The sequence below is a fragment of the Okeania sp. SIO2F4 genome (assembly GCF_010672385.1).
Lineage (GTDB): Bacteria > Cyanobacteriota > Cyanobacteriia > Cyanobacteriales > Microcoleaceae > Trichodesmium.
This window is the reverse complement of record NZ_JAAHGT010000191.1, coordinates 1-12,392: the sequence shown is the minus strand read 5'-3', so window position 1 is coordinate 12,392 and position 12,392 is coordinate 1. Positions and strand designations below refer to the sequence as shown.

10 protein-coding genes are annotated in these 12,392 nt (G+C 36.4%); 6 read left to right on the top strand and 4 right to left on the bottom strand.

Features of this window, described 5'->3' with window-relative positions; translation table 11 throughout:
- On the bottom strand, positions 1-948 hold a 948-nt coding region (locus F6K22_RS14370; protein ID WP_293098735.1), incomplete at its 3' end, for a PEP/pyruvate-binding domain-containing protein.
- Positions 949-1,345: 397 nt separating this feature from the next.
- Here F6K22_RS14370 and F6K22_RS14365 point away from each other — a divergent pair.
- Positions 1,346-1,696 (top strand): winged helix-turn-helix transcriptional regulator, encoded by a 351-nt coding sequence (locus F6K22_RS14365; protein WP_293098738.1) that lies wholly within the window; start codon positions 1,346-1,348, stop codon positions 1,694-1,696.
- A gap of 1,255 nt (positions 1,697-2,951) precedes the next feature.
- Here F6K22_RS14365 and F6K22_RS14360 read toward each other — a convergent pair.
- The gene (locus tag F6K22_RS14360; RefSeq protein ID WP_293098732.1) at positions 2,952-3,119 is read right to left on the bottom strand and encodes a hypothetical protein; all 168 of its coding nucleotides are present in this window, start codon (positions 3,117-3,119) and stop codon (positions 2,952-2,954) included.
- A gap of 60 nt (positions 3,120-3,179) precedes the next feature.
- Here F6K22_RS14360 and F6K22_RS14355 point away from each other — a divergent pair, with 60 nt between their 5' ends.
- Together F6K22_RS14355 and F6K22_RS14350 are read left to right on the top strand one after the other, a co-directional pair.
- Positions 3,180-5,537: a CHAT domain-containing protein gene (locus tag F6K22_RS14355; RefSeq protein WP_293098729.1), complete on the top strand. Its 2,358-nt coding sequence runs from the start codon at positions 3,180-3,182 to the stop codon at positions 5,535-5,537.
- A gap of 686 nt (positions 5,538-6,223) precedes the next feature.
- On the top strand, positions 6,224-7,171 hold the full coding sequence (locus F6K22_RS14350; RefSeq protein WP_293098727.1) for a tetratricopeptide repeat protein: 948 nt from the start codon (positions 6,224-6,226) through the stop codon (positions 7,169-7,171).
- Between the two features lie 508 nt (positions 7,172-7,679).
- Here F6K22_RS14350 and F6K22_RS14345 read toward each other — a convergent pair.
- Both F6K22_RS14345 and galT read right to left on the bottom strand, forming a co-directional pair.
- Complete coding sequence (locus F6K22_RS14345) at positions 7,680-8,795, bottom strand: D-alanine--D-alanine ligase family protein (protein WP_293098724.1); 1,116 nt, start codon at positions 8,793-8,795, stop codon at positions 7,680-7,682.
- Between the two features lie 162 nt (positions 8,796-8,957).
- Positions 8,958-9,959 (bottom strand): galactose-1-phosphate uridylyltransferase, encoded by a 1,002-nt coding sequence (galT, locus tag F6K22_RS14340; RefSeq protein WP_293098721.1) that lies wholly within the window; start codon positions 9,957-9,959, stop codon positions 8,958-8,960.
- A gap of 47 nt (positions 9,960-10,006) precedes the next feature.
- Between galT and F6K22_RS14335 the strand changes: the two genes are divergently transcribed.
- The 3 genes from F6K22_RS14335 (at position 10,007) to F6K22_RS14325 (ending at position 12,003) form a co-directional block, all read left to right on the top strand.
- Entirely contained in the window at positions 10,007-10,168 is a 162-nt protein-coding gene (locus F6K22_RS14335) for a hypothetical protein (protein ID WP_293098718.1), read from the top strand.
- A gap of 562 nt (positions 10,169-10,730) precedes the next feature.
- A complete protein-coding gene (locus F6K22_RS14330) occupies positions 10,731-11,105 on the top strand; it encodes a hypothetical protein (protein WP_293098715.1) in 375 nt (124 codons plus the stop codon).
- Between the two features lie 106 nt (positions 11,106-11,211).
- Positions 11,212-12,003 carry a tryptophan-rich sensory protein gene (locus F6K22_RS14325; protein ID WP_293098713.1) on the top strand — a complete coding sequence of 264 codons (792 nt, stop codon included), beginning with the start codon at positions 11,212-11,214 and terminating at the stop codon, positions 12,001-12,003.
- The last annotated feature ends 389 nt before the right edge of the window (positions 12,004-12,392 follow it).

Here is a 12,392-nt window from a genome sequence, read left to right as displayed (position 1 = left end):
GGAAACTGGCACTGGCACGTTTTTGGTAAGTTTGGAACCGCCGATGTCGTAAATCATCTTCAGTTCTTTTGTACCGAGACGTTTTTCCAGGATGGGGCGGAAACCTTGTTTGAGGGTGGGTTTGAAAACGAAGTATTCGTCTGGGTTGACTGCTCCTTGCACGACATTTTCACCTAAACCGTAAGCTGCTGTTACCAGGGCAGCATTTTTGAATCCAGTTTCAGTATCAATGGAAAACATGACGCCAGAAGAAGCGAGGTCGGAACGTACCATTTTTTGTACTCCCACTGACAAGGCAACGTCGAAATGGTCGAAACCTTTGATAGTACGGTAGGAAATGGCGCGGTCTGTGAATATCGAGGCGAAACATTTATGGCAAGCTTCTAATACTGCTTCATCACCGTAAATGTTGAGGTAGGTTTCCTGTTGTCCGGCAAAACTCGCATCTGGCAAATCTTCAGCAGTTGCGCTGGAACGTACTGCTACATCTACTTCTTTCGTGTAGCGTTCGCATTCTTGTTTGGAGTTCCCCTCTAGTTTGTCACAATATTCGGCGGAAGTTCCGTAGCGATCGCACATTTGATGATATGCTTCGACTATAGCTTTTTCTAATTCTTCTGGGAATGGAGTATCGAGGATGAGGGTGCGAGCTTGTTTTCCCCGTTTTCGCAAGTTTCTAACATCTTCTACGTCTAGGTCAGCAAATAGTTCTCGCAGTTTTTTCTCTAATCCAGCTTTTTCGATAAAATACCGATATGCGTAAGCAGTGGTGGCGAATCCATTGGGAACGTTTACGCCTTTGGGAGTTAACTGTTGAATCATTTCTCCCAGGGATGCGTTTTTACCTCCCACTAATGGAATATCTCCAATTCCTACTTCTTCAAACCATAGGACAAAAGCTGTTACATCTACTTTTGTTCTGCTTTTTTGACCTAATAGGTTCACCATAATTTTATCCTCCAATGTTTTATTTCTGCCGTGTTGCGAGGCAGGATTTATTTATTTAGTTTTGTTTCTTTTTTTTTCAAATTGTTAAAGATAATGATTGATTTGTGGGATGTTAAGAAAAACAAACTTATCGATCCCTAACTGTTAAACTCCATAAGTAAGTTGGATTATTTCTATATAGATTCTAGTTTTTTAGCTAGAGGAGGATTTTTTCCCTCCATCTACATCCTAATACTTTATAGTTTAATTGCAATATAGGGTCTGGAAAATTCTTTAGTTACAGAAAGTAAAAAATTTGGTTTTTTCAGTAGGAAAGGTTATTATTAAAGAAAGATAAATTTTTAAGAGTTAGAAGAAAATGAAAGTTAAAAATAAGAAGGTAAAATCGGATGTTAAAATGAGGGATATATTGTGTTTAAACAACGATTGTCCGATTCAGTTTGTGTTAGGAATATTGGGTAGTAAGTGGTCGGTGTTGATTTTGCGAGAGCTGTTGAGTGGCGATCGCCGAACTCACGAATTATTAGAAGCTCTACCGGGAATTAGCTCGAAAACCCTAACTTTAAGACTCAGGGAGTTAGAAAAGCATGGTTTGTTAGCAAGGCAGGTTTATCCAGAAGTGCCTCCCCATGTTGAATATTCTTTAACAGAGAAAGGATTAGAAGTGCAACCAGTAATGATAGCTCTCAAACAGTTAGGGGATAAATGGTTGGGCGAGAAAAATTGTAGTTGTTCAATGGATAAGTAGGGATTTTTAGCGATGCTCATACCGTTTTAAGAAAGTCAAAAGTCATATAAAATCCAGTAGTATTGGTATAAAAAAGTCTAGAAACCTGGTTTGTATTAAATTCCCCACCATACTAACATCTACCTCCTATAAACCCGGTTTCTTATAACACTCCACGCGCCGCGGATTTGATATCAGAGGTAGCGATCGCTCATATTCTCAAGTAAGAAAATTGTCTTCAAATTACAGCCAATTCCAAGTATATGAGGTACAAATATTAACGTTTGCTAACGCAAAGCTTTCCTTACGGAATGCTATCGCAAACGCTAATGGATGTTTGTAGTGCGGACATCTTGGTCCCGAAGAGTATACCTCACGAAGATAAAACCTGCTGTAATCTTACTCACTAACCAAAGGCAAATTCCCTGATTATTTTTGATATAGCGCTAGGGAATAGGGAATAGGGAACAGGGAACAGAAGACTGTAAAAGGGTTTCAGGATTTAAAAATGTCCTAACCTATTTGCGTAGTGCTATATCAGATCCGCTTAATTCGGTATAAAAAAATTTTCCATCTTCAAGCATTGCCAAATCTTTCTAGATATCCCCATCTCCCCACCCTTCCCACCCTTCCCACACTCCCCACACTCCCCACCCTCCCCACACTCTTTATCTAACTACACCAATGCTACCGGATTTGATATGACTTTTACATTTTGGACTTTTGCCTTGCGTGTAGCGCTATACCAATTCTACAGCAAAATTTTCCCATATCTAGATTATCCTAAATCAATAGTTTTCTAGCTTTCTAATATATAAAAAAATAGATGGTTTAAGCTACCGGAGTTAATCAGCTATTTGATAATTTGGGATTATATAAATCGAAAAAAGGTTATTTAATGACTAAAAACAAATACAGTTCTGTTAAGCAGAAAAAAAAATATAGTCCATAAACCAGACAAAAAAGAAACTTTTTACATATAATATTGTCAAGGGAAAAAATAAGTTAATCTGTCATCTGGTCAGCTTAACCAGATTAATAATTACTATTGCTACTTGCTGCCCAATCTTTGCTATTTCTTAGATGTCGGGCCGGAAATTAAAATGTAGGTATTTAACCGAATTAATACCTAGATTAATATTTTAGTGCTGATGGTCAAATTATCCACAAAGCACTCCTGAATTATTTAATAAGTAGTTGTAGAGGAAAGTTAAAGATAAAGCCTCAGAAACTTGAGACTAACATAGATGAAGAGGCCAAAAAATGAGCGTTATAATTATCTAACCAACAAGTCTGTACTAATCCCAACAGTCAAGTTAGTAATAGATAACGCTAAAACTAAGTGTGCAAATTGATAAGTCTGGGAAATCATAACCAGCACTACTGTAACCTTATTTAGACTACCACCAAAACCACAACTGTCATTTCTTTCCCATGTATTCACACATCAAAGCGAAGATCGGGAGTTTTGGCGGAATAATTTGAGCAGAAGGATAGAAAATAAGTGACTCAAGAATTTCATATTTCAATTACTCCCCTGGGAGAAGACGAATATTTTGTCCGCACAGAAAAAGTACCTGTTGGTGGCCTAGTGGCTGAAGAAATAGTCGAATGGCCTGTAGAACAATGGCTTGCCCAAGCCCGTCATCTATTTCGCGATCCATTAATCGATCTCCTAGAAGGAAAGTCCAATTCTCAGGTAGTGATTCCTAATCAGATTGTGGCCAGGTCTGGGGAAGTAGTAAGTCCAAGTTTGGTAGCATTAGGCCAAGAAATGTATCAAGAACTATTCAAAGATACCCTGAGAGATAGTTGGAGTTGTGCCCAAGGAATAGCTCATAATCGAGGCGAGGTCTTACAGTTACGTCTAGGTACTAAAGACAGACGTATATCCAGTTTGCCTTGGGAGGTACTCCATGTAGCCGATCGCCCCCTGGCCACTGGTACTGATATTGTCTTCTCTCGCTATCAACCTAATACCTGCTTACGTAAATCTACCCGGATATTAACACCTGAAGAACCATTAAAAATTTTAATGGCGATCGCTGCTCCTACTGATAAGGACAGTCTACAACTAGAAAAAGAATATGAGGCATTACAAGAAGAACTGCAAAAAAATAGTGGGGCAACTCAGATCCACCTAGATATTCTTCGGCAACCAGGGCGAGAAGAACTTACCCAAAAATTAGAACAAGGTAGATATCAAGTTTTCCACTATGCAGGTCATAGTACCTGGGGTATTTCCGGTGGTGAAATATCTCTAGTGAGTAATATAACAGGTTTAACAGAAAGTCTGAGTGGCAAGGACTTAGCAGGTTTGCTAGTTAATAATGGCATTCAGATGGCGGTCTTCAACTCATGTCGAGGTGCTTACAACCATGTTGTTCACCCCACTGATGAGGGAGCAGAAATCAACTTAGCAGAAGCGATGGTGAAACGGGGACTTCCGGCAGTGCTGGCAATGGCGGAACGAATTCCAGACGAGGTTTCTCTCATTCTGACACGCTTGTTTTATCGCAATCTCAATCAAGGTTATCCAATAGACTTAAGTTTAAATAGAGCAAGACAAGGTTTGATTTCTGCTTACGGTTCTCATGAACTTTATTGGGCATTACCTGTTGTTTATCTACATCAAGAGTTTGGTGGATATCTAATTGAACAACAAAACGATTCTAAAAATGAAATAGAAGAGGAATCTTTTCTCACATCTATTGATGAAAAGATTGAATCTCCCAAGTCACCAGAAGATTCAACTCGCGTACAACCAGATATGGAACTAGGGAATCTGGAGGAGTATCCTACTGAACCTGAAACTGATAATTTGAATTGGCAGCTTAAAGACAGTAAAGATCGAGTGATGACACTTGAGGAGATATTGCAAGAAAGAGAAATAGAAAAGGAGCTAGATAATCAATCAATAACAGCAAAACAAAATAGTGAAGAACCTCTGTCAATATTAAAGCCATCAAAACCTCAGAAAAAGTCTCATAAATTTTGGAAAAAAACATTAGGATATACGATATCAGGAATGCTGTTATTATTTGGCACTAATCTAATTACTTGGAATCGACAATTACAAATGAGTGCTAAATTGCCCAAAGCACCCGCTCCAATTTTGAACTATGAATATAATAGGGTTCGACTTGTTAATGAGACAATTAATAGTACCCCAGAAGTAGAGATTCTGGCGATTCAACAGTTTAATCAAAATGATATTCGGGCTGGTAAATTGGTAGTAGAAACATTACTAGAGAGAGGTGAATTAATAAAAGCTGCAGCAGCAATAAGTGCTGTGCCAGAAAAACTCAGCAACGCTCCAGAAATAAATTTTCTCAAAGGTAGATTAGCTTGGGAATTGTTCCAAGATAAAAATCAAAATAACCTGATAGATGAAGCTATAAGTTATTGGGAAAAGGCGGCAGCAAAAAAACCAGATAATATTCAATATCAAAATGCTTTAGGTTTTGCTTATTACACCAAAGGAGACATAGAAAAAGCTTATACAGCTTGGTTAAAAGTGTTACATTTGTCTGGAGAAATTGCCCCAGAAATCGAAAAAATTCGCCCTGTTTCTTATAACTACCAGAAAAATTTATCAGTCAAGAATAGAGAAGCTATGAATGCTTATGCAGGTCTAGGATTAGTGACGCTTAAATCTGCTCAAAATTTACAAAAAATTCCCGTTCAAGCTTTTAAATATGCTAGTAAAGTTATGAGAGAAGCTGGGCAAGAATTTCATATCTTACAACTGCAAAAAAATTGGTTGTGGTCTCCCAAAACACGCCAAGATTGGGATTTATTATTGAAACTTCGAGAGCGGCAGCCATTTGAACATAATAAAAACTCAGAAGAGCTGGCTTAGTCGTTTCAGTTATCAGTTATCAGTTATCAGTTATCAGTTATCAGCACCTCTGGGTAAAGTCAGAGGATTGAAATAGGGAGATGGCAATCAAACATAGCATTACTGTTCATCAATGGTATTATTTCTTAACAGGCTAATATATAGCGAATTTAATCTCAGTCTAGTACAGTAATAGCGGGCAAGATGCCCGCATTACATCTGAAAAGCGCTTTCATTAATGGATAATGGATAATTACCTCTGGTTAAAACAGTACGGGAATTGAATATAAGGAAATTCAAGAGCACTTTTCTCGCATTGGTGATTGGATATGGCGTTTCGGCGCTTGAGCCGACATGAAAAGCGGAGCGGCTCTGTAAGAGCGGGAGACCTCGCCATCCCATCCTACGGACTGCTCCGCTTTCCGACCGCTCTCAAGGGGAGATTGGAGGCAAGCGTTTGCGCTTCGCAAAGCTTCGAAGTTCGCGTAGCGTCCCGGAGGGAACGGAGACCTCGCCATCCCATCCTGACGGAATGCTCCGCTTTCCGACCGCTTTTTCCCCTTGAAAGGGGAGGCTTTAAAGAGTGAATTATTTAATTAATAATTATTAATTATTCGGTAAGTAGCAAGTTGAATATAACAACAATTCGGAATAGCTTACCTAATTGAAGTAGATTAGGTTAGATATATTAAAAGTTTATTGCTCAAATGACTAATCTAATTCTAGAAAATATCACAATGACACAAAAACAGGAAAATACCGTCAAAATTTTTAACTCCGTTCCTGGCAGAATATTTACACACCTCATTGCTGTTTTGTTAACTCTAGGTGGTGTTTGGTTGTTTCAAAATCGACCAGTAAATTATTCAAAAACTATACCTTTAACTCCAGACCCAATTAACCTTGAAAGATATAACAAAGAACAACCTATTAATTATAGTGCTAATACAATTGAAGCAGAAAAAAAAATAGCGATTGAACAATTTAAGAAAAATGATATTGAAGCTGGAAAAAAGGCTATAGAATCCCTGCTAAATCGAGGTGCTTTTATGGATGCCAAAGAAGCAATTAATATTGTACTAAAATCACCTAATAATGACCAAAATATTGACCCAGAAATAAATTTTTTATACGGTCGATTGGTTTGGGAACTAGCCCAAGATGGAAATAGAAATTATACTGTAGATAAAGCTTTATTTTTCTGGAAAAAAGCAGTTTCTCAAAGTCCTGATTCTGTTCTATATCAAAATGCTATAGGTTTTGCTTACTATACGAAAGGAGACTTGAAAAAAGCTTATGATGCTTGGTTCAAAGTATTAAAATTATCAGGAGAAGTTTTACCAGAAACAGAAACATTGCGGAACATTTCAACAGAGACTATTACCACTCCAGAAGTTGAACAAAAAGATGCTCTTAATGCCTATGCAGGGATTGGATTAGTAATGATGAAATCTGCTCAAACTTCTCAGGAAAATGAGCAAAGAGAACGCTGGTTGAGAGCGCTCCAATATCGGACAAAAGTAATGAGTGAAGCTGCAAGAGAATATCATATTCCCCAACTGCGAAAAAACTGGTTATGGTCGCGAGTGGCGCTACGAGATTGGGATTTTTTGATGAGAACGGATTGGAATATTTTGAGGAAAAAAACTAATTGATATGATGTCATTTTTGTTTAAGCATTAAGATAGTGGATAGGTAATTAAATTTGTCTTGAAGTTTGCCTTTCAACTGAAAAGAAAGGTTAAAATCAGAAAAATCTATTAATTATTTTTTATGATTCAAATTTACCCCATTTCCAAAACTATCGCTACCTTTGCTGACTTGAAGCAAAGGTATAATTTAAGCGATCGCTTCTTTTTCTCTATCCATAATTAATGATTTCTCAACTGTATGTACGAACCTATTTAATATGAATTATACTAAAATATTGCTATAAGCGTAGGTTGGGTTTCGTTCCTCAACCCAACCACAATTAGGTTCTTTATATTCTAGTATAGTGGGCAAATATTTAGCAAATTACTATAATTGTATCTGATACAAAATTATTTGAAAGTTAAATATATCAGATGTATCTGCGCGAGTGTTTTATTGAAAATGTCGGACCGAAGTCCCCCTTCCCAAGGGGGGTTTGGGGGGATTTATTTTTAACAAATTGGTATTTAGTTATTTAGAATGTCTTTCTAATGCTAACTGAATCAAAATATCTACTAATTCATCAAAAGGAATACCGCTAGCTTCCCAAAGCATGGGATACATACTGGTTGCGGTAAAACCAGGCATTGTATTAATTTCATTGATAAAAATTTCTCCTGTTTTTTCCACATAGAAAAAGTCTACCCTCGCTAAACCTGCTGCATCCACTGCTAAAAATGCCTGGGTTGCCATTTCTTTGATTTGAGTGGCGATCGCTTCACTCACCCGCGCTGGAATAAATAAATCTGCTTTTCCTTCTGTATATTTGGTTTCGTAATCATAAAAATCACTCTCAAAAGTAATCTCACCAACTACAGAAGCTTTTGGCAGGTCATTCCCCAACACTGCACATTCTAACTCTCTCGCTTCCACACCAGTTTCGACAATAATTCGACGATCGTAACTAGCAGCATTATCCAAGGCAGTTTCTAATTCTGAACGAGAGCGCACCTTGGCAATACCTACCGATGAACCTAAATTTGCAGGTTTAACAAAACAGGGATATCCTAAAGCTGCTTCAATATCATCACACAGTTTGGGAAATACACAAGGATTAGACCAAATTTGCGATCGCGTCACTGCCTGATATTTTACCTGGGGCAAACCTGACTGAGCAAAAGCCATTTTCATCGCTATTTTATCCATTCCCATTGCTGACCCCAAAACTCCAGACCCCACAAACGGAACCTGCATTAATTTCAGTAGGCCCTGTATAGTACCATCTTCGCCATTAGGGCCATGGAGCACTGGAAACCACACATCTACCTGAGCTGCTTGAGGAGGGGTTTGCCAGAGGTTAGACGAGCTTTGAGAAGCAATAGAGGAGATGGTTTCAGTCTCGGAATTATCATTCTGATTGCTATCTATAAGTGGTAATGATGGTAGGTTGCCAGACTCCAAAACTTGTTGAGAAAAATCAGTTGGTTGCCAACGACCATCTTTTTGAATGTAAATTGGCATCAATTCATATTTGTCTGTATTTTGACCTTGAGTTAAAGCAGTAGCGATCGCTTTAGCAGACCGAATGGATACTTCATGTTCGCCAGAGCAACCACCGAATAATAAACCTACTCGTAATTTTGTCATTATTAGATTCCTTTAACAGAATTTTATTTTAAATAGATTATCATAACGCAGAAAGAAGAAGGAAGAAGGAAGAAGATTACAATATTTTTTAGGATGGTCATACCAATTTACTTTAAAGATGTCACAAATTTCTATTCCCTATTCCCTATTCCCTATTCCCTGCTATTTAGGAATTTCCACGGAACGTAAAAAAGCAGCATTTTCTTCTGGCACAGCAGTATTAATAAACATTCCACTTCCCATTTCAAACCCAGCAGTAAGGGAAACCCTAGGAACAATTGCTAAATACCAATGAAAATAATCTGTACGTTGTTCATCGGTAGGAATTGAACGAATAATATAATTATAATCTGGGTTATTTAAGCCATAATAAAGTTTCCCTAAAACAGTTTTCAAATTATCAGCTAAATCTAGCATTTCTGACTCAGTAATTTCATCAAAAGATGATGAATGACGCCTGGGGAAAATCCAAGTATGAAATGGAGAAAGTGCTGCATAAGGAATAAATGCTACAAAATGTTTACTAGCATAAATTATTCTCTCTTCAGCAGCTAGTTCATCTGCTAATGTTCGGCAAAATAAACATTCTCCAGTATCATCAAAATATCGCATTGCTTCTTGTATCCGAATCCGTAATTGATAAGGTACAATTGGCGTAGCTGCCAATTGAGAGTGAGGATGTTCTAATGATGTACCTGCACCTTTACCATGATTCTTAAAAATTAGGATAGTTTGAATCCGTTTATCTTGTTTGATATGTGAATATCGCAGACGATAAACTCTGAGAATATTGAGTATATCTTTAATATCTAGAAGGGGAATTGTGACATGATGGAGTGGGTGTTCGATAATCACTTCATGGAATCCAACTCCTGCCATAGAACGAAAAGTTTTCTCTATATTTCTAACTTTTTCACCAATGGGAGTTAGAGCTGGATATTTATTAGGTACTGCCCTAACTTTCCAACTATTATTATCTTTGAGTCGAAATGATTCTGGTCCTGTGAGATGTTCGTTGCCCAGACAAAATGGGCAATCTGGTTGATATGATGGGATGACAATTTGCGATTTTTGGGGTTTAGTAAAATCATCAGGTCTTTTGGCTCTTTCTGTGGCAATAATAACCCAATCTCTGGTGATTAAGTTTTGTCTTAGTTCAGTCATTTGTATTTTTTAAATTATTGGATTAATCTAACTATAATCGCGTTTTTATGATTAACAATTTAAGCCATAAACGGAATATTGAATTTGTCAAAGAGTCTGCAACTCAATTATATAAGTTGTTGATTAAATCTTTGGAACATGATTTAACTATAGCAGATGTGGAAATAATAATTTATGCACCCAATGGTCAGTTGCGTTATGTTCCTTAGCAGAAGCATTGCGACAACCACAAATTTCTATAATTAGTGGTAAATAAGACCGCCAACAGTTAGCAGTTTTAGCAATACAAACAAAACCCAAAAAAGATTTGTCTTGAGAAATAGTTAAATAATTACCGAATAATTAAGGTGAAAAGCCTCTCCTTTAAAGGAGAAAAAAGAAAAAATTTTCACGCTCCGCGTCAATCCAATCCATTTTAGGGATAGGTAATTATCAATTATTGAAGTTATCCTGATTATTGGGCATCATTTATAGCGTTTCCCAAGCTCGTGAGGTACAGTTATCTTTATTGTTTTATTGTATTTTTATTCCCTGTTAAGTGTTAAGTGTTAAGTGTTAAGTGTTCCCTCAAACCTAAAATTTTGTACCTCACGCTTTTTGGGAATTGCTATATTTTGATTGGCAATGGTTTTTCAAGCAAAAATAACAAAGAATAAAAAATAGTTAAATTAGGTACATCATGAATTTAAGATTATATTCATAGGAAAAACTAGATATATGTGATATATAAAATTAAATAGCTTATAATAATATATTGAGGAGCTAATAATAATGACTAATAGGGAATTCCAAATATTGAAACAAAAACGTGATGCTAAACTTGCTAAAGTTTTGACAAAAATAATTGATACAGAATGGAATCGAGTTAGTAGACAACTGGACGCTCTGGATACTGATTCTGGTGATGTTACTAAAGCAGCAATTTTAGTCGGGCAATATCAAATATTAGATAAATTAATGGCAGCATTATCAGAAGGTAGTCTTAGTTCAGATTATGAAATAGAAGCTATATGGCGTTCAAAATTAATTCAGCGTGTTGTAGAGAGTTTTAATTTAGACCTCGATACTCGGACTCCACCTCGTCAATATAAAAGTATAGCACAACAACTCGCAGAAGCTTGTGGACTAGAAGTAATTCAAGATTAATTCTGTATTATTTGATTGGGTAGTCCGGTCGGTTTTATAGACAACAACTTCCGGGCTAAGTTCTAATTTTTCTGAATAATATTTATGCACAATAGCAACGATGATTATGGAAACTAATACAGGCAAATTTAACTCAGATATTATTCGACAGTGGGCTAATTTAATTGCTATTTTAACTGCTTTTTTTCTGAATGTTTATGTGAATATTGCTCCCCCTAGTGGTCAAACCATAGGTGAAATTTCTAACACTGTATTTAAGGATGTTTTAATTACTCCTGCCAGTTATGCTTTTGCTATTTGGGGATTAATTTATTTAGGTTTAATTAGCTTCGGAATTTATCAACTCTTGCCAGGACAACGAGAGAAGAAAATTTTACGCAGATGTCAATATTTTTTAGTAGGTGCGAGTCTATCACAAATTATTTGGATATTTTTATTTCAATATCAACTGTTTACTCTTTCAGTCTTGGCAATGTTAGGAATTTTAGGCTGTTTGATTTGCCTATATATAAATTTAGGAATTAGTTCTGAAAGAGTCTCAAAAAAAGATAAATGGTTAGTTCATCATCCTATCAGTATATATTTTGCTTGGATTAGTGTAGCAACAATCGTAAATGTAGCCTGCGCTCTAGATAATTTAGGCTGGAATAGTTCAGAGCAAGTTGCTATTGTTTGGACAATAATTATGTTAATAATTGCAACTGTTATTGCAGCAATTATTAATATTCAAAAACAAGATATTGCTTATACTTTGGTATTTATTTGGGCATTGACAGCAATTGCAGTTCGTCATTTAGATATTCCATTTCTTTATGTTACTGCTGGAATATTAGTTTTAGGATTAGCAGTTTTAGTTGTTCTCAAACTTTTCTCAAAAGGTTTTAGGCTCAAAATTTAGACATATTGCGAAATTAGGATTAGATTTTTAGATATATAGCAATGAGGAATGATTTTGATAGATATTTAAGAACAATTAAGAGGAATCAAAATCCTTTTATATTCTGACTCCTGTACGGGCGATTCGCGAATCGCTCCTACGACTCCTGACTCCTAATTACCACTAAAATTTGACAACTGAAATATGATTGCTATAGCTCAATAGATTTACTACAAAAAAAATGCTGGAGAGACAATAAATTCATGTACTGTTTTGTATCCATAAAGCAGATTTATCCTAAATATTTAAGTGCAATTTTAACCCTCAGAAGTCGGGTTGATGAGGAACATACCATAAATATTTGATGGAAATAAATAAACCAGACTTCGAGTCAGAGATTATATTTTTAA